The 16,850-nt window shown below is 71.2% G+C and carries 17 protein-coding genes; 7 read left to right on the top strand and 10 right to left on the bottom strand.

Going from position 1 to position 16,850, the window contains the following annotated elements; translation table 11 throughout:
* Positions 1 to 31 precede the first annotated feature (31 nt).
* Positions 32 to 496: a septum formation initiator gene (locus ACFY1S_RS27940; RefSeq protein ID WP_387123728.1), complete on the top strand. Its 465-nt coding sequence runs from the start codon at positions 32 to 34 to the stop codon at positions 494 to 496.
* A gap of 91 nt (positions 497 to 587) precedes the next feature.
* On the opposite strand, the gene ACFY1S_RS27935 is transcribed toward ACFY1S_RS27940, so the two are convergent.
* From ACFY1S_RS27935 to ACFY1S_RS27920, 4 genes are all read right to left on the bottom strand, one after another.
* Positions 588 to 998 carry a hypothetical protein gene (locus tag ACFY1S_RS27935; RefSeq protein ID WP_387123726.1) on the bottom strand — a complete coding sequence of 137 codons (411 nt, stop codon included), beginning with the start codon at positions 996 to 998 and terminating at the stop codon, positions 588 to 590.
* On the bottom strand, positions 982 to 2,397 hold the full coding sequence (locus tag ACFY1S_RS27930; RefSeq protein ID WP_387123724.1) for an SIR2 family protein: 1,416 nt from the start codon (positions 2,395 to 2,397) through the stop codon (positions 982 to 984). The genes ACFY1S_RS27935 and ACFY1S_RS27930 overlap by 17 nt, the downstream gene beginning before the upstream one ends.
* A gap of 102 nt (positions 2,398 to 2,499) precedes the next feature.
* The gene (locus ACFY1S_RS27925) at positions 2,500 to 4,335 is read right to left on the bottom strand and encodes a hypothetical protein (RefSeq protein WP_387123722.1); all 1,836 of its coding nucleotides are present in this window, start codon (positions 4,333 to 4,335) and stop codon (positions 2,500 to 2,502) included.
* 2 nt (positions 4,336 to 4,337) lie between these two features.
* The gene (locus tag ACFY1S_RS27920; RefSeq protein ID WP_387123720.1) at positions 4,338 to 5,069 is read right to left on the bottom strand and encodes a hypothetical protein; all 732 of its coding nucleotides are present in this window, start codon (positions 5,067 to 5,069) and stop codon (positions 4,338 to 4,340) included.
* A gap of 119 nt (positions 5,070 to 5,188) precedes the next feature.
* Here ACFY1S_RS27920 and ACFY1S_RS27915 point away from each other — a divergent pair, with 119 nt between their 5' ends.
* Positions 5,189 to 6,727: a class I SAM-dependent methyltransferase gene (locus ACFY1S_RS27915; RefSeq protein WP_387123718.1), complete on the top strand. Its 1,539-nt coding sequence runs from the start codon at positions 5,189 to 5,191 to the stop codon at positions 6,725 to 6,727.
* Here the strand turns inward: ACFY1S_RS27915 and ACFY1S_RS27910 are convergent.
* Both ACFY1S_RS27910 and ACFY1S_RS27905 read right to left on the bottom strand, forming a co-directional pair.
* Positions 6,711 to 8,153 (bottom strand): FAD-dependent oxidoreductase, encoded by a 1,443-nt coding sequence (locus tag ACFY1S_RS27910; protein WP_387123716.1) that lies wholly within the window; start codon positions 8,151 to 8,153, stop codon positions 6,711 to 6,713. The two genes, ACFY1S_RS27915 and ACFY1S_RS27910, sit on opposite strands and share 17 nt — an antisense overlap.
* Before the next feature lie 103 nt (positions 8,154 to 8,256).
* On the bottom strand, positions 8,257 to 8,805 hold the full coding sequence (locus ACFY1S_RS27905) for an RNA polymerase sigma factor (protein ID WP_387123714.1): 549 nt from the start codon (positions 8,803 to 8,805) through the stop codon (positions 8,257 to 8,259).
* A gap of 52 nt (positions 8,806 to 8,857) precedes the next feature.
* On the opposite strand from ACFY1S_RS27905, the gene ACFY1S_RS27900 reads away from it, so the two are divergent.
* Entirely contained in the window at positions 8,858 to 10,222 is a 1,365-nt protein-coding gene (locus tag ACFY1S_RS27900; protein ID WP_387123712.1) for a serine/threonine-protein kinase, read from the top strand.
* On the opposite strand, the gene ACFY1S_RS27895 is transcribed toward ACFY1S_RS27900, so the two are convergent.
* Positions 10,219 to 10,344 (bottom strand): hypothetical protein, encoded by a 126-nt coding sequence (locus ACFY1S_RS27895; RefSeq protein ID WP_387123710.1) that lies wholly within the window; start codon positions 10,342 to 10,344, stop codon positions 10,219 to 10,221. The two genes, ACFY1S_RS27900 and ACFY1S_RS27895, sit on opposite strands and share 4 nt — an antisense overlap.
* 42 nt (positions 10,345 to 10,386) lie before the next feature.
* Positions 10,387 to 10,650: a hypothetical protein gene (locus ACFY1S_RS27890; RefSeq protein ID WP_387123708.1), complete on the bottom strand. Its 264-nt coding sequence runs from the start codon at positions 10,648 to 10,650 to the stop codon at positions 10,387 to 10,389.
* Positions 10,651 to 11,151: 501 nt separating this feature from the next.
* Between ACFY1S_RS27890 and ACFY1S_RS27885 the strand changes: the two genes are divergently transcribed.
* Complete coding sequence (locus ACFY1S_RS27885; protein WP_387123706.1) at positions 11,152 to 11,949, top strand: SAM-dependent methyltransferase; 798 nt, start codon at positions 11,152 to 11,154, stop codon at positions 11,947 to 11,949.
* A 61-nt stretch (positions 11,950 to 12,010) separates the two neighbouring features.
* On the opposite strand, the gene ACFY1S_RS27880 is transcribed toward ACFY1S_RS27885, so the two are convergent.
* On the bottom strand, positions 12,011 to 12,742 hold the full coding sequence (locus ACFY1S_RS27880) for a cellulose binding domain-containing protein (protein WP_387123704.1): 732 nt from the start codon (positions 12,740 to 12,742) through the stop codon (positions 12,011 to 12,013).
* A 320-nt stretch (positions 12,743 to 13,062) separates the two neighbouring features.
* Between ACFY1S_RS27880 and ACFY1S_RS27875 the strand changes: the two genes are divergently transcribed.
* Both ACFY1S_RS27875 and ACFY1S_RS27870 read left to right on the top strand, forming a co-directional pair.
* Positions 13,063 to 14,481, top strand: coding sequence for a WGR domain-containing protein (locus tag ACFY1S_RS27875; RefSeq protein WP_387123702.1), 1,419 nt, complete (start codon positions 13,063 to 13,065; stop codon positions 14,479 to 14,481).
* 59 nt (positions 14,482 to 14,540) lie between these two features.
* Positions 14,541 to 15,542 carry a hypothetical protein gene (locus ACFY1S_RS27870; RefSeq protein WP_387123700.1) on the top strand — a complete coding sequence of 334 codons (1,002 nt, stop codon included), beginning with the start codon at positions 14,541 to 14,543 and terminating at the stop codon, positions 15,540 to 15,542.
* Positions 15,543 to 15,551: 9 nt separating this feature from the next.
* On the opposite strand, the gene ACFY1S_RS27865 is transcribed toward ACFY1S_RS27870, so the two are convergent.
* Complete coding sequence (locus ACFY1S_RS27865; protein ID WP_387123788.1) at positions 15,552 to 16,346, bottom strand: helix-turn-helix domain-containing protein; 795 nt, start codon at positions 16,344 to 16,346, stop codon at positions 15,552 to 15,554.
* 130 nt (positions 16,347 to 16,476) lie between these two features.
* Here ACFY1S_RS27865 and ACFY1S_RS27860 point away from each other — a divergent pair, with 130 nt between their 5' ends.
* Entirely contained in the window at positions 16,477 to 16,845 is a 369-nt protein-coding gene (locus ACFY1S_RS27860) for a nuclear transport factor 2 family protein (RefSeq protein WP_387123698.1), read from the top strand.
* The last annotated feature ends 5 nt before the right edge of the window (positions 16,846 to 16,850 follow it).

Here is a 16,850-nt window from a genome sequence, read left to right as displayed (position 1 = left end):
GCGACAACTGTGGATCGGGGATAGTCAGGTGATGGGCCGTCGTTCGATCCTCATGGCCGCCGGGTGGGTGGCCACCGCCGCCGCCGCCACCCTGATCGGGCTGGGCGCCATCCGTCTGGTCGGCGAGAGCATCACCGGCACCCCCGGCGGGGTACGAAGCGAGGCGGAGATCGAACGGGCGCTCGCCTCGCCCGAGCCGGCGCCGACCGGGGCCACGGGCGGCGCCTCGCCCGGCGCGTCCACCGGGACCGTCGCGCCCAGCATCAGTTCCGGGGTCCGCCGGGTGTTCGCCACCGACGGCGGTACGGCGGTGGCCGAGTGCGGCCCCGGCGGCGTACGCCTCGTCTCCTGGGCGCCCGCGCAGGGCTACCGGGTCCGGGACGTCGACCGTGGGCCGGACGACGACGTCGAGGTCACCTTCGCGGGGTCGGCCGGAGAGCACGAGCTGAAGGTGCGCTGCATCGGCTCGGAACCGGTGGCGGTCGCCGACGACTGAGCCCGCTGGGTCAGGCGAACGGCGTTCGACACCGCCGGGGCCGACGGGGCCGGCACGGAAGACTCCGCGCCGGTCCCGTCGCCGTGCAGGGTCAGCTGGCGTACGCCTCCAACTCGCCGGAGCGCGACTCCGACAGCGCGGCGAAGTCCGAGTCGGGCGCGAAGCGCGCGGCGTTCTGCCGGTACCGGTTCCGCAGGAACTCCCCCAGGTCGCCGTCGACGAGGTTCGCGATCTGGGCCGAGTGCATGAGCAGGTCCGCGACGGCGGACGCCAGCGACTCACGCAGCTCGTCGACCTCGACCGGCTCGCCACGGTGGTTCGTGTGGTCCGCCGGCTCGACGAGCTTGGCGATCTTTCCGACAGTGACCGACAGGTGGATGTGGACGTGGCGCAACTTCGCGAAGGCCGGGTCCTCGATGTCCCACATCGCGTCGTCGTACGCCCGCTGTGCCTCCTGCATCGCGGCGAGGCCGGCCTCGGCCCGCTCAAGAAGCTGGCTCACCCCTGCCGTGCTTGCCACCCCAGGGAAAGACGAAGTCTCCATCGACTACCTCCTCATAGAAGTCCACTGCGGATGTCTGCCGGGGATCGACCACCAGTGCGGCACGGCGAACCTCGTAGCCGAAGCCCTTGAGCATCTCGGCGATCGCGTGCTGCACCCGCCCACCCACGACCCGGTCGTCGAAGATGAGGGCGCGTGAGCCCGCCGGGAAGTCCCGGATCACGTTGGGAAGGAACACGTCCCACTTGTCGGATTCGTGGTGGAGCCAGCCGCCGTTGGACGCCAGTTTCTCGAACGCCAGATTGTGCCGGCTGCGATCGGGTCGGCGGGGAAACGTCACCGCCGCCAGCAGCGGCGGATCCTCGCTGGAGTGCGCCAGGCAGTACGCCGGAGCGAAGTTTCCCGGACCCGACATCGCCACCACGAAGTCGGGCGCGAAACTCCTCGCGATACGTCGGTGAAGGCGCATCAGTTTGGGGGCCAGCGACTCCCAGGTGAACTCCTTGATACCCGGTGTCGGGACCGCGTTGGCCTCCCGCACGATGTCGGCCAGATACAGCTCCAGATCGTCGTACGCGTCGCCGTAGGCCAGAGCGTTCACACCGAGCGCGCGGAATCGGGACTGCGCGGACGCGAGTTCCCTGTTTCTGACCAGAACAGCGGGTGCGATACCACTCGACCCGAGGGTGGATGTCAGCCACGTCGTGAGGGCCGCGAAATTCGGGTCCTCCAGACCCTGGCCGAAACCGACGAAGACGATCGCCTTGGTGGCCAGCAACGCGCGCAACATCGCCTGCGACTCCGAGTCACCGATGACCCGTGCGTAGCTTTCGTAACCGAAGACGATCGTCTCCGGCTCACGCCAGTGCCCGTGCAGGTGGACGATGAATCGGCCCGGCTGCTTGATCTCGTCCTGGAGATGGGAGATCCGCTGCCAGGTGGCGGCGTCCCGACCGGTGCCCTGTTCCAGAAGGCTGTCGTAGTTCGTCGTCAGGACCGGCGCTCCGGAGTCCTTCAGGACGTCGATGATGCCCCGGCGGACCATCGGCAGGCTGCCTACCGTCTCGGCGAGAAACTTGCCGTAGTGATTACCGGGAATCTGCTTGAGGTGGCGTTCCACCTCCTGCGCCACACTGATCATCTGGGCGCTGTCGGCAGTGGACGACAGGGCCTTCAGTTTGCTCGACCGCCACCGCCCGGAAAGGGATTGGTCGAGGTCGGCGGATCGGTCGACGCCGGCCCGGATCAGCCCTTTCCATGACGCACTTTCCGCGCCGTCCGAGGCGAGCAGAGAGACGCCCGCGCCGACGATGAAGATCGCGTCGCCGCGCCGGATTGCTTCCACGATCTCGTTCCGAAGGTAAGGGCTCACCGGAACCTCCGCGTCAACCTTGATCAATTGTGCAAGGCTGCCGTCATAGTAGCGGCGCTGGTCTGGATCTTCGGACGGCGAACAATACCTATCGGTAACTAAGTCGCCCTCGGCGAGACCAACTGTCCGTTATGGCCGGACGCCGTCGAGCCGGTCGATCAGCCGGGTCGCGACGTCGACAAGCGCCTCACCGGCGAACAGGGGCCGCCCGTCGGGCCGACCGGCGACGTACTCGCCCAGGGCCTCGGCGACCAGGGCGCGGGCTCCGGGAAGGTCACCGTCGGCGGCAGCCAGCACGGCGAGGGTGACCGCACAACCGGCGGCGCCGGGCAGGTCGTCGGCGGCCCGGTAGGTGACGCGTAGCGCGCGCATGTCGTCGCGAACGTCCACCGGGCCGGGTCGGGCCCCCAGCAGGGCGGCCAGCGCCCGCAGCAGCCCTCGATGCTGCCGGACCAGCGCGAGGCGGTTGCCGTTGCGGGCCAGGCGCGCCGCCTGTCCACCCAGGACCGCGGCGCCTCGGCAGAGGATGGCGACGACAGGCCAGGTCGGCCGTGGCGCGACAAGCACCAGTCGTTCCAGCAGGCGCAGCGATGTCTGCTGCAGCGCCCGGTACGCGTCGCCTGCCTCCTCCGGCTGACGGCGACCGTTGCGGGTGACGACGATGACGTGCGCCGGCCTCGCGTACGCCTCGACCAGGTCCGACACGATCCGTACGCCTCTGGCGTCGCGGGCCGCCCGACCCCGCGCGATGTCGCCCAGCCGCAGCAGGCAGTGCAGCCGGGTCGCCGCGTCCGCCGCGCCGGCCGCCACGGTGCGGAACATCCGGCCGGCTCGGACCCGGTCGTCGTCGCGGGCCCGGTTGTAGAGGATCTCCGCGTGCCGCAGCCGCGCGCCCGGCGCGTCCTCGGGCAGGGCGCTGAGCATCGCCTCGGCGGCGTCCAGGTCGCCGATGTCGGCGATCAGCCACGCCCAGGACTGCGCGACCAGCTCGTCCGGATGCGCCGCTCGCAGTCCCCGCCTCCACCTTTCGAAGCGCGCCTGGTAGCCGTCGCCCGGGAGGCGTACCGAGGGCCAGGCCGGCGGCGGGACCCCGCCGAGGAGCCCCCGCAGCGCGGTGACCGCCAGTCCATCAGGCGCCCCCTGCACCAGGTCGATACCGTGCCGGCGCGCGTCCGCCGGGACTGTCGAGGCGGCGGGCAGGCTCAGGCAGCACCAGGTGGTGGACGTGCGCGCGCCCGCCGCCAGCAGCGGGCCGTACACGTCCGGGTCGCCGCCGGAGTACCCGGTGACGAGGAGACGATCGGCGTCGCCGAGACCTTCGACCGCCGCCGCCCGTTCGGCGGTGAGCTGGGCGAGTTCCTCGATGTCCACCACCACCACGTCGGCGAGCATGCTCTGCCGCCGGTCCAGGCCGCCGTGCACCTTCAGCAGCGCGGGAGGTCGACCGGCACGCAGCCAGTCGGCGAACTCCTCGTGGCTGGAGACCGCGAGCAGCGCCGGCGGATCGGACGGCGCGAGCGCCCGCCAGGCCGGGAGAGCGTCGTGATAGTCGTGCGGCGCGTCGGCGGGCAGGTCCGCCCGGCCGCAGATCAGGTCGTACGCCAGCTCGATCCCCACGTCGAAGTTGACGGTGACGTGGGTGCCACCGCGCAACAGGTGCAGCGCCGCCAGCAGGTGTGCCTCGTTGGGTACGTTCACCCGCAGCGCGAAGACGCAGTTCAGCGCGTCCGGCCCGACGGTGCCCCAGAGCCGGCCGAGGACCACCTCGAGTTTGTACGACTCCGCGCGCACGGCCTCGAGCTGCGCGTCGGTGACCAGGCCGGCCAGCCGACGGCGGGCCGCCTCGTGCATCGTCGCCAGCACGTCGTCGCGCAGGCCGAACCCGCGGGGCAGGGCGGCTGGCTCGTCACCGCTGATGCCCGCCCCGGTGAACACGGCGGCCGGCGCGACGCGGCGCCCAGCCACCGTCACGACCCGTCGGTTTCGAGGGTCGAGCGCCAGATCTCCTCGAACTGGTCGAGCCAGTACGTGTACCACTGGCCGTCGTCGCGGGTGAGGTGGATGTGCATGCGGGAGCGGATGGCGTCGTTGCGGAAGCCGTGGAACTCGACGTTCGCGTACCCGCCGGCGGCGTGGGGATTCACCGCGACCAGGCTGAACCCGGGGTTGAATCCGATCTCGCCCCAGGCGAAGGTGCCCTGCACCGTCCACCGCCGCATCGACGCGAGCCGCGCCCTGGTCTCGCGCAGCGAGTCGGCGGCCCGCTGCACCGGGAAGTCGAGCAGCGCGTCGAGCTGCTCCGAAATCGGGTCGCCCGCGTCGAATTCCTGCAACACCACGACCCGGACCGTGCCGTCGGCCCGCGCGAGCGGGCCCCGGCGCAGCACGTCGCAGCGCTCCTCGGTGAGGAAGTTCGAACCGACCGGAGCGAAGATCCACACATCCCGGGCCGTGCGGAGGTCCTCGGTGATCGGGTTCCTGTCGTAGTCACTGCGGTCCAGGAACCGATCCTCCCGGTGGTTGGCGAACGCCAGCCGCAGCAGCAGGAATCCCAACGCGGCGAAGAGCAGCGACCACCGGACGCTGTCCGGCAGATCCGCGCCGACCAGCAGCAACGCCGCGAAGACGAACGCGACGACTGTGGTGGCGTACAGGTCGATGAACCGACGGTGCCGCAGGTCCGCGAGGATCTGCCTCATTCGCCGCCGCACTCCGCCATGATGCCGTGGGCGAGGTCTCGCGGTGCTCCCCCGTTCAGGCGACGCGCGGTACCGACTCGCTATGCTCGTGCGTCCCACTCGGCTCCGCACCACATGGGGTGATCACGATCGGCCTGCCGCCACGGTTCGTGCTCTTCCCGGGCCGTCACCATCTGCTGACCCGTTTCCAGGCGGACTACCTCGGTCGACTCGCCCGCTCCGGCGACACCACGATCGTCTGGGCGGTGACCTCCGCCAACCACGACAACACCAGGCGCAACCCGGTGCCGTACCACCGCCGCGAGGCCGCGGTCGAGCGGTTCAGCGCGCTGACCGGGCTGCGTTCGCTGGTCGTCCCGGTCTTCGACACCGCGCCCACCGACGCCTTCGCCGAGGTGACTCTCAAGACCATCGCCGTCGCCACGGGCCTCGACCTCACCCCCGCCGACACCGTCGTGGCCTGCTCCACGCCCGCCGTCGCGAAGCTCTACGAGCGGATCGGCTTCCCGATCGCACAGGTCGAGGCCGATCCTGAGCTGGACGTCGTCCCCGAACGCCCCTGGGACGTGCTGCTCCGCCTGGCCTTCGGTGACCCGGCCTGGCGCACGCTGGCCCACCCGGCGACGATCGACGTCTTCGAACGCTACCGCCTGGTCGAGCAGGTCCGGTCGGTGGTCAACGACCCGCTCGTCGGTGACGAGGGCGGTCTCACCGCCACCCGGGACTACCGGACGTACGTCGACGCCTTCACCGAGGCCGCCGAGCGCAAATGGACGGCCGTGCGCCGGCACGTGCAGCCCGGGCGCATCGTCGACATCGGCTGTGGCGCCGGTTCCGTGCTGGAGCTGGCCGACCGGGAGGCCGCGCTGCACGAGAGTGACCTGATCGGCGTCGAGGTCGCCCGGCACCTCTACCAGGAGTGCGTGCACAAGAAGGCGCAGGGCGTCTTCCGCAATGCCAACGTGTACTTCTACCAGCGCAACGTCCTCGGCGGCGCGATCTTCGCCGACCGTTCCGTGGACACCACGCTCACCTTCGCCCTGACCCACGAGATCTGGTCGTACGGGCGCCAGCGGGAGTCGCTGTTGCAGTTCGCCCGCCGCATCCACGACCACACCGTGCCGGGCGGAGTCTGGATCAACAGCGACGTGTGCGGACCGGCCGACCGGCGACGCCAGGTGGTCCTGCGCCTGGCCACCGAGGACGGCGCCAACCCCCCGGCCCCACGGCACGACCTCGCCGAACTCTCCGAAGGCGAGGTCAGGCGGTACGTCGGCGGGTTGTCGACACGGGCGCGGCTGGACCAGTTCGCCGTCGACTTCGCGTTCCCCTTCGCGTACGAGGTTGTCGACGAGAGCGCCGTCCGGCTCGAACTCGGCTCGGCGATGGACTACCTGACCCGCAAGGACTACGTCGACAACTGGCTGTCCGAGACACGTGAGCAGTTCTGCGGCCTCGGGTTCGACGAGTGGCTGGAGCTGCTGGCCGAGGCCGGATTCGAGGTCGACCCTGCGTCCGAGCCGCTGCGGAACGACTGGGTGATCGACAACCGGATCGCCCCTGTGGCAACGCTTACCGACACCGACGGCCGGCCGCTGGACTGGCCGGACACCCACCTGCTGGGGATCGCCCGGCGGCCCCTCACCGAGGAGCCCTGACGACGGCCGTCGCGGCCGGACGCGGCCGGAACAGGCCGAGCCGCAACGCACGCAGCAGGGTGCCGGGGCGGCTCAGGGTCGCCGGATGCTCCAGCATGGTGGTGACCCGACCCAGCCGGTCGTTGAGCACCGGATCGGTGAGCGACGTGCGGAACAGCAGGTCACCGAACCACTTGGTGATCCGGTAACCAGGCGGGTACGGCCCTTCGACGTGCGGCAGCTCGATGTCGGCCGACGTGGAGATCTGCCAGGCGGCGTCGACGACCACGCGGACCTGCTCGAAGTACGCCCGCGCCGGCTGCTCGTGCGGTGCCGGCCCGGAGCGCAGGTACGCGGACAGGCAGGAGGCGTGCAGCGTCGCGGAGGTCATGCCCTGGCCGTACACCGGGTTGAACGACGCGACGGCGTCGCCGGCCGCGACCAGCCCGGCCGGCAGCCGGTCGAGCTTGTCGAAGTCACGCCGCCGGCTGTCGGCCTGGTGGTATGTGACCACGCCGCCGAGCATCTCCCCCCGCTCGGCGATGTCGCCGAACATCTGCGGATAGTGCTCGCGGCAGCGGGTGACGAAATCGGTGACGTCGCGGCTGGGCCGGTCCTCGTCGTAGCCGGCCACCAGCATGATCCAACGGTCCCCCTCGACCGAGTTGATCCCGCCGATGCGCGCGGTACGGCCCTTGCCGGCCATGGTGTGGTAGACCGCCACCCAGGCGTCGCTGACCGTCTCGTCGCGTCTGAACAGCGCCGTCGCGTAGTTCAGTCTGATCGGCATCCGGCGCATCGGCGGCCGGGGCCAGCCGTTGTCGGCCAGCCAGTCGCCCAGTCGACTGGACCGCCCCATCGCGTCGACCACCAGGTCGGCTGACGCGACGACCGGCTCGGCGCCGCCCTCGGGCACGTACCGGACGCCGGTGACGCGTCCGTCAGCGAAGACCAGGCCGTCGGCCCGCCCGTACACCATCGTGATGTTGTCGACGGCGAGGGTCCGCCGGCGGACCAGCGCCTCCAGGAACGGCCGCGTGGTGATCAGCGCCGGTCCGGCGCCGGACGGCGCCGGCGGCAGGCCCAACTCGCCGTTCACGAAGATCTTCGCCCGGGCGCCGCCGTCGCTCGGCGGCTGCGGCGCGCCGAGCGCGAGCGCCTCCTCGGCGAAACCGGGAAACCAACGCTCCAACTGCACCTGGCCGGCGGGCAGCAGAGCGTGCACCTGGCTGCCCTGCGGAACGCCGGGCCGCGGGCCGCCGTCGGCATCGGACGGGTCACGCTCGACGATCAGCACCTCCTCGGCGTGGTCGCTCAACACCCGCGCGGCCATCAGACCGGCGATGCTGCCTCCGAGCACCACCGCACGCCGCATCACCACGCTCGTCCGCGCCGGTCGTTCGGCGGTCGTCAGCTGCGAGAACACCCGGGACGGGGAGAGCGGCATGCGATCACTCCTGAATGGGGCGGAGAGCAGGCACCCGACCGTAGCCAGTTCCGCGCCAGTAGTCACCGCCCGAGCCGCTGACGATCGGCATGACCGGCGACGCTCACCTGCCCTGCAACGTCGTGCGGACGTGTCTGCGGGCGTGATGGATGCGGGATTTCAACGTGCCGACCGGGATGCCGAGCTGTGCGGCGATCTCCTGGTAGTCCAGTTGGCACACGTCACGAAGCACCAGTGCCGTCACCAACTCCGGTCGGTGGGCCTCCAAGCGCTCCAGGGCGTCGAGTAGATCGAGACGCGATCCGGCGATCACACTCGTCGTACGGGGGTCGGCCACTGCGACGGGCAGCAGCGCGCTCGGCCGCTCGGCTGCTCGGCGCCGCAGCGACCGGTAGGTCTGCCGGGCGCAGTTGGCGACCACCGTGTGCAGCCAGGTCGAGAACAGCGACCGCCCCTCGAACCGGCCGATGTGCCGGGCCACCTGCATCAACGCGTCCTGGGCCGCCTCCTCGGCGTCCTGCCGGCAGGGCAGGAACCGCGCACACTGGTCGAGCACCTGCGGCCCGATCACGGCCAGTAGCTCGTCGAGTGCCGCGCCGTCGCCGGCCGCCGCCCGTCCTGCCATGTCCTCGATGCCATACCCGTCCGCCACCCGCGCCCCCGCTCGTGCGTCACCGGCGTACCGGTCATCGGATAATACGGTCGTGTCCATCCCGTCACAGGTCGGCCGGTATCGCGTCGTACGCTCCGTCGGCTCCGGAGCGTTCGCCACCGTGTGGCTGGCGTACGACGACGAGTTGCAGTCCCCCGTTGCAGTGAAGGTGCTGGCCGACAACTGGTCGCAGCGTGCCGACATCCGGGCGCGCTTCCGCCAGGAGGCCCGGTTCATGCGACAGGCCGATTCCGATCACCTGGTCCGTGTGCTGGACGTCGGCGAGCTGCCCGACGGCCGGCCGTACCTGGTGATGACGTACGCCGGCGGCGGCACTCTCGCCGACCGGCTGACCGGCGGCCCGCTACCGGTGTACGAGGCGCTGCGCATCGCCGTGGACATCGCCAGGGCGGTCGCCGTCCTGCACGACAACGGAGTGCTGCACCGCGACCTCAAGCCCTCAAACGTCCTCTTCGATACCGCTGCCGCCGGCGGCCGGGTACTGGTCGCCGATCTGGGCCTGGCCAAGACACTCGCGCATGCCTCCGGGTTCACGATGGTCGCGGGCACACCCGGTTACATGGCACCGGAGCAGCTCGTCCCGGGCGGAGGGCTTGACGCCCGGGCCGATGTGTACGCGATCGGCGCCCTGACCCATCACATGGTGACAGGTCTGCCGCCGGGGCAGACCGCGGTGACGGCGCGACGCGCACCGGCCGCCGTCGAACGGGTCGTACGTCGGGCGCTGCACCGCGATCCGGACCGCCGCTGGCCGACCGCGACCGCGTACGCCTCCGCGCTTGAGGAGCTGCTCGCGGCTCACCGGGTCCCGGCCCGGCCACTGCTGCGGCGGACCCGCCGGCTCGTCGCCGCCGGCGGCATCGTCGCCGCGACGCTGCTCGCGGCAGGGTCGTCCGCCGTTCCCCCGGCGCCACCGGGCTGGATGCGGGTGAGCGACGTGACAGGCACCGTCTCCGTCGCCGTGCCCGACGACTGGGCCAGGCAACTCCGCGATGCCGGCTGGAACCCGGCGGTGGTCGGCCTGCCCGGCGGACGCGAACCAGGCCTGCTCGTCGGGCCTGACCTCAGGGTCTGGCCCGACGTGGACAGCCAGACGTCCGGGGTCTTCGCCGGGGCGAGCCGGTCCCTCACCGGCGCGGACCGGCCGACGCTGCCCGACCACAGCGGTTGCATCCGTCAGGCCGACCGCGCGATCACCGTCGGCACCCTCAGCGGCAGCGTCAGGCGGTGGACGCGGTGCGGCGACACCACCACCTCCTTCAGCGAGGTCACCCTTGTCGCGGCCGAGGGCTCCTTCGGGGTCTACGTCCAGGTCAAACAGATCGGGGAGACGGATCGCACCGACGAGGTCCTCAGTTCGTTGCGCGTGGACGGTCCGGCGGCCGCGCAAGGCTAGTACCGCTCCCAGTTCCCGCTGCCGTCGGCCTTGCGCCACCGACGGGTCTCGGTGCTCCCGTCCAGCGTGCGGACTGTCGCTTCCACGCTCTGCCCCACCACCCGGTACGAGAGGAACGTCATGGCCTGGCCGGTCGAGCTGGACCTGTCCCCCTTGATGATCGGTCACGCGTACCGACCCCGCCCGTCGTCTGAGAGTTGGACCGGCACGAGGGCCTGCTGCCGTGCGGCGTTGGGGCTGCCCAGTTCGATGAGCACGAGTGCGTCCTCCGTCGACGGCGCGTTGGCCGGCTCCTCGGCCACGAACTCGGCGTACACCGGCTGGGCACCGCCGGGCAGCATCGTGCACGGTATGTCGTAGCCGTTCGACCCGTCACGGAAGGTCACAGTCTGGCCCGGCGCCCCGCAGAAGCCCAGGTTGCTGATCACGGCGTTGCGCCAGTCGGTCTCGCGGATGTCGCTCGCCTGGACACCCGCGCGGGGGGTGCCGGGGGTAGGAGCACCCGGGGTGGCGCTGCGGGTTACCGTTGTGCCAGTCCTGGAACCATCGGTTGTCGAAGCACTCGGCCCGGTGGTACCGGGCACCGGCGCACTCGACGCCGAGGGTTGCGACAGGGTGGCGGTGCCGCGTGGCGAGCCCGCGGGCGCCGCGTCGCCGCCGAGACGATCGATCGGCGACGAGCACCCGGCGAGGATTGTCAGGCCGGACAGCACACCGACGAGCAGTCTTGCACGCATGGGCGTTCCCTTCCTCTGGTGGATCTGTCAGAGAGTTGGATGCCCCAGATCGGGTGCCGGTTCACGCCGCTTCTCGCCCGCGACCGGTTCCCGCCAACTCCTCCTCGACACGGACGTCGACAGTGGACGACGCGGGGGTACGATCCCGGTCTGTTGTAGGTCCCTTCGTCGACCCCTCGATAGGAGCCTGGCATGGCCGGCCCGGATGCCGAACTCGCCGCGAAGCTTCAGCCCGACGTGCCGCACGCGGCGCGGATCTGGAACTACTGGATGGGCGGCAAGGACAACTTCCAGTCCGACCGGGCGGCCGGCGACGCCGTGGCCGAGGTCTACCCGGAGATCGTCCTCATGGCGCAGCAGTCCCGCGTGTTCCTCGTGCGGGCGGTGCGCTACCTGGCCGCCGAGGCCGGCATCCGGCAGTTCCTGGACATCGGCACCGGCCTGCCCACCATGCAGAACACGCACGCCGTGGCTCAGGGCATCACTCCCGACGCGCGGATCGTCTACGTCGACAACGACCCGATGGTCCTCGTGCACGCCCGGGCGCTGCTGTCCAGCGCGACGTCCGAGGGTGTCACCACCTACGTGCCCGCCGACTACCACGACCCGGAGAAGATCCTCGCCGAGGCGGCGCGGACTCTCGACTTCGACGAGCCGATCGCCGTGATGTACATGGGCGTGATGGGTTACGAGCCGGATCTGGACGTGGTGCGCTCGATCGTCGGGCGGACGATGGACGCCATGCCGTCCGGCAGCCACCTGGTGCTGTGGGACGGCACCGACACCAGTCCGGCGGTGGTCTCCGGCGCCGAACGGCTGGCGCAGTCCGGCGGTGTGCCGTACATCCTGCGCAGCCCGCAGGACCTCGCGAGCTGCTTCTCGGGGTTGACGATGGTCGAGCCCGGCCTGGTGCCGATCCCGCTGTGGCGCCCCGAGGCGGCCGACGCGGAGGGCATCGACGCGTACGGCGCGGTGGCCCGCAAGCCCTGACCGATGTGCCGCCGCCCCGCTCTCGCCACGACGGCGGAAGCGGGGCGGCGTCGTTCACCCGCTAGCAGGTGAGCGTCAGCCCGTCGGGCACCGCGCTCGTCGACACGAGCAGCCCGAACGTCGTGGCGGCGCCGGGTGCCAGCGTCCCGTTGTACGGGGCGTTGCGCACTGTGACGTCGGCGCCGGCCGTGTCGGCCACACCGCCCCAGACCGTCTGGACGCGCTCGTCGCCGGACCAGCGCCAGGAGACCCGCCACGCGTCGATCGACTCGGTTCCGGTGTTGCGGACGGTGGCCGTGGCGACGAACCCGGTGCCCCAGCGGGCGTCGATGGTGGCCGTGGCACGGCAGGCCGACTCGGCGAGGGTGCGGGCCGGCCCACCGACGATGTACGGGTCGCGGCGGCCCTCGACGTCGCCGAACCGGTACCAGTACTCGGTATCAGGCGTCAGCCGGCCGATGGTGACGGTCCCGTTGCGCTCCGGCCCGGACACCGCCTCGGCCACCGGGTTCAGCCGCTTCATGGCATCGTCCCGGCTCGCGAAGAGCTGGACGGTCATCGGCGGGTCGTAGCCGCAGGGCGGCCCCAAGAAGATCGAGTACGAGATGGTCAGGCTCGTGGTGGTCGCCCCGACCACGGTGGCGGTGATGGGCAGCACCGGCGGGCAGGTGATCGTGGGCGTCGGCGTGGGCGTGACCGACGGCGTGGGCGTGGACGTCGCCTCGGTGGCGCTGCTCGTCGGTGTCCAGGCGGCCAGCGCCAGGGTGGTGGCGGCGAGGAACATGCGGAGCATCGGTACCTCCGGTGGTTACCGGGCACCGGGCGACCGAACTGGCGGCCGGTGCCGCAGAGGGGTGTCCGGCCAGCGACGAGGACTGCCCGGCACGGGTGGCATGGCCACCTCGTGCGTCCCGTGGGCCGGAGAGGACGCGGTGCGCGCTGGCTCCCGAGCACGACCGAACCTCAGCATGGCAGTCGACATCCATCGATACAAGGCAGTCACCTGGGCTGCCGTCGGCGCGCCGGATCTTGTCGGGGGTGGCGGTTAGCGTGTGGGCACTGTCGCCGCGCCGGCCACGTCGGGCCGGTAGCTGACCCCCCTCGGAGGCCCAGATGTCCCAGGAGACGACCTACCTTGAACTGTCCGAAGTGGACGGTGCGCACAAGTTCTACGAGGTCGTCGTCGACGACGCGACGCTCACCGTGCGCTACGGGCGGATCGGCGACCAGGGGCAGGTCAAGGCGAGCGCCTACCCGGACAACGCCCGCGCCCGCGCCGCCGCGGCGAAGAAGATCGGAGAGAAGGTCCGCAAGGGGTACGCGCCGGCGGTCCCCGGCGTCCGCCAGAAGCGCAGCGTCTCGCGGCGGCAGATCGTCAGCACCCGGTCCACGGCGCACACCGCGCCCGTGCTCTGGCGGTACGACTCCGGCGCGCCCGCCTTCGGCATCTTCGTCGACGACGAGCAGTGCATGGTCGGCAACGAACAAGGGGTGATCACCACCCTCGGGCACGACGCCCAGGTGCGCGGCCAGGTCCGCCTGCCCGACGGGGTGAAATGCATAGTCGCCGACGACGCCTGGGTCTACGCCGGCTGCGACGACGGCAACGTCTACGACCTCTCCGGCAAGGTGCCCCGGGTCGCCTACGCGATCGCCCCCGAGATCGACATCTACTGGCTCGACATCCACGACGGCGTCCTCGGGGTCTCGGACGCCGACGGCGGGATCGCCGCCATCGACCACGAGGACGAGTTCCTCTGGCGTCGTCCCGGGCGGGGCCGCTCGGCCTGGATGGTGCGCTGCGACGCCGACGCGCTCTACCACGGCCACTCGCAGGGCGTGACCGGCTTCGACTGGCGCACCGGCCGGGAGCTGTGGCACACCAGGACCGGCTCGGTGCTGTTCGGTTGGCAGGAGCGCGGCAGCGTGTTCGCCGGGACGGGCACCCGTGAGGTGGTACGCCTGTGCAAGGACGGCCGCGTCGAGCGCAGCTACCGGTGCGACGCCCCGGTCTTTTCCTGCGCGACGGCCCAGGGTGGGGAGTACGTCTTCGCCGGCGACAGCCAGTCCTCGATCTACTGCTTCGACGCGGCCGGGACCCGCCTGTGGAAGCTCGGCACCGGCTGCGGCTCGGCGTACTCGATGCAGTACCACGACGGTCGGCTCTACGTGGTGACCACCGGTGGTCACCTGGCCTGCGTCGACGCCAGCGAGCCGGCGATCCGGGCCGCCCAGGTCGGCGACGTGCCGCAGGTGCGCGACATCAAGGCGCCCCGCGAGACGCCGCGTACCGTGCAGCCGACGATCGTCGAGGTGGCCGGCGACTCGGGCGCCGGGGTCGTGGTGCAGTGCCTGGACGACCGGGGACGGCTGCGGGTGCAGGTGGTGTCAGACGGCTATCGGCGGGACTGGGCCGTGCAGTTCCCCAAGGGCATCCGGGAGCCGGGCGCCCGTTACCTGGTGACCGAGGTCCGCGAGTCCGGCCGGGGTGGCTTCTACCGGGCGTACGGCGACATCCGCCGGCTCCGCTGATCCCAGGCCCCGTACACAATCGGCTTGTCCGCCGCGGGTGTACGGACGAGCATGGCGGCATGGGCGGGGGTTCGGGTGTGCGGGCGCCACTTCAGGGCGGGCTCCCGCCGAGCGGCCCGCCGGTCGGCGCGGTCGTGGAGATCGCCTGCGACGAGTCGGGGTTCTCGGGCACCAACCTGCTGCACTCGACCGCCCCGGTGATCACGCACGCGAGTGTCGACCTGGCCACCGACGAGGCCGTCGCGCTCATCACCGCGCTGCGGTCCGGGTTCCGGTTCTCGCCGCACGAGTTCAAGTCCGGGCACTTCCTGCGCCGACCGGGTGCGGACGAGGCCCTGGAGTGGTTCTTCGCGGCGTTGACCGGTCGCGCACACGTCCACCTGATCGACAAGGAGTTCTTCCTCGTCACCCGGATCGTCGACCTCCTGCTGACCGAGCCGTCGTACGCGGCCGGCACCCGCCTGGCCCGGGACCACCATCAGACCGCAGTCGCGCTGCACGAGGCCGGCCACTCGGCCGGGAGCGACTGGGCGCTCTTCCTGTCGGCGTTCGTCGATCTCGTGCGGATGAAGCGGCGGTTGCCTGTCGACCTGACGGTACGGCGGTTCTTCGAGGCCCGGGACGCGCTGCTGGGTCACCGGCTCGGTGCGGCGGCGGATGCCGTCCTCGACGGGCTCGACCCCCGTCGCGTGCGGGCCCTGGTGGCCCGGCTCGACGGGGATGACAGGTCGGTCCCCCCGCCGCTGGAGCCGTTGTTGCCGGCATTGGCGGAGACGGTCCTGTCGTGGAGCGACGGCCGGCGGCAGGTGCTGGTGACGCACGACGAGCAGAGCGCCCTGACCGCCGACCGGTTGACCCGTCTCCAGCGGGCGCTGGCCGGCGCGTCGGTGGCCGGCGCACTGCCGCCCGGGGTGTCACCCCTGGCCGGCCTGCTCATGGTCGACTCCCGCGACGACCCGCGCGTCCAGGTCGCGGACCTCCTCGCGGGGGTGGCGCGGCGGATGCCGGGAATCATCGACGACCGACTCCGCCAGCCGCTGCCTAGCCGGCGCGATCCGTAGGGGTACGGCTCACGACGGGGCGAGAGCGCGCAGCGCCTCGCTGGTCACCCGGTCGGCGGGAAAGAACGCCTCGACGGCCAACCCGGCGACGGTGACGTCCAACGGCGTACCGAAGAGGGTCGTGGTGCTGACAAAGGCCAGTTCCCGGTCGTCGTGACGGTAGCGCAGAGGAACGAGGACACGGGACAGGGTGTCGCTGACCGGTGCCGTGCCGGCATCGGCACCGGGGTAGCCGAGGAGTTCCTCGTACAGGTCGGACAGGACCCGGTCGTTGGTCACGTCGACCTGCTGGCGCAACCTGTTGAGCAGGTGGGAGCGCCACTCGGGCAGGTTGAGGATGCGCGGCGCCATGCCGTCGGGATGCAGGCTGAGCCGCAACACGTTGACGGGTGGCGTGAGCAGGTGGGGCCGCGCGTCCGCGGTGAACAGGCCCACGGCGGGGTTCGCGTCGACGAGGTGCCAGTGCCGGTCGACGAGCAGCGCCGGGTACGGGCGGTGCCCGTCGAGGATCTGCCGGACGGCGGCACGTACGGGCGCCAACTCCGGATCGCTCAGCTCGTGGCTCGGATACGCGGGCGCGTACCCGCCGGCGAGCAGGACCGTGTTGCGCTCGGCCAGCGGCATGCCCAGGTGTTCCGCCAGCCGCAGGATGAGGTCCGGGCTCGGCCGGGACCTGCCGGTCTCGACGAAGCTCAGGTGCCGGGCCGACACTCCCGCCTCGATCGACAGGTCGAGCTGACTCAGCCCGCGGGTCCGACGCCAGTCACGGAGCAGCTCCCCCACCTGTCGCCCGGTCCTGGTCATGATCGTCACTTCACCGACCCTAGTTCCGCGCCGGCGCCTGGACCATTACCTCAGACGTAATCGACAGCCCCACCACGGCACGGGAAAGCTTCTCACCGGAACAACAACTCCGGCTGACGAGGAGAGACCCATGACGACCACGTTCGACAAGCTGGCCGAGCGGTACATGGCGACCTGGAACGAGACCGACCCCACGCGGCGGCGCCGCGACATCGACGACCTGTGGGCGCCCGACGGGCGCTACGTCGACCCGCTTGTCGTCGCCGAGGGCCGCGACGCGATCGACGCGACGATCGCCGCCGTGCAGAGCCAGTTCCCCGGCATGACGTTCCGGCTGGTCGGACCTGTCGACTCCCACCACAACCAGACCCGTTTCACCTGGGAACTCGGACCGGACAACGGCGAGGCGCCGATCGCCGGTTTCGACGTCGCGGTGACCGACGACGACGGACGGCTGACCCAGGTGCTGGGCTTCCTGGACCGCGTACCCACGACGTAGTGACT

This window comes from Micromonospora sp. NPDC000663 (assembly GCF_042898105.1).
Classification (GTDB): Bacteria; Actinomycetota; Actinomycetes; order Mycobacteriales; family Micromonosporaceae; genus Micromonospora.
Note: the sequence above shows the minus strand (reverse complement) of the source record. Positions and strands in the feature narration are given on the sequence as shown.

What these genes read in the sequence shown, in the direction of transcription:
- ACFY1S_RS27870 (WP_387123700.1), top strand. Translation starts at nt 14,541, where the DNA reads ATGGGCGGGGGTTCGGGTGTGCGGGCGCCACTTCAGGGCGGGCTCCCG.
- ACFY1S_RS27860 (WP_387123698.1), top strand. Translation starts at nt 16,477, where the DNA reads ATGACGACCACGTTCGACAAGCTGGCCGAGCGGTACATGGCGACCTGG.
- ACFY1S_RS27880 (WP_387123704.1), bottom strand. Translation starts at nt 12,742, where the DNA reads ATGCTCCGCATGTTCCTCGCCGCCACCACCCTGGCGCTGGCCGCCTGG.
- ACFY1S_RS27865 (WP_387123788.1), bottom strand. Translation starts at nt 16,346, where the DNA reads ATGACCAGGACCGGGCGACAGGTGGGGGAGCTGCTCCGTGACTGGCGT.
- ACFY1S_RS27875 (WP_387123702.1), top strand. Translation starts at nt 13,063, where the DNA reads ATGTCCCAGGAGACGACCTACCTTGAACTGTCCGAAGTGGACGGTGCG.
- ACFY1S_RS27885 (WP_387123706.1), top strand. Translation starts at nt 11,152, where the DNA reads ATGGCCGGCCCGGATGCCGAACTCGCCGCGAAGCTTCAGCCCGACGTG.
- ACFY1S_RS27895 (WP_387123710.1), bottom strand. Translation starts at nt 10,344, where the DNA reads ATGACGTTCCTCTCGTACCGGGTGGTGGGGCAGAGCGTGGAAGCGACA.
- ACFY1S_RS27940 (WP_387123728.1), top strand. Translation starts at nt 32, where the DNA reads ATGGGCCGTCGTTCGATCCTCATGGCCGCCGGGTGGGTGGCCACCGCC.
- ACFY1S_RS27910 (WP_387123716.1), bottom strand. Translation starts at nt 8,153, where the DNA reads ATGCCGCTCTCCCCGTCCCGGGTGTTCTCGCAGCTGACGACCGCCGAA.
- ACFY1S_RS27920 (WP_387123720.1), bottom strand. Translation starts at nt 5,069, where the DNA reads ATGAGGCAGATCCTCGCGGACCTGCGGCACCGTCGGTTCATCGACCTG.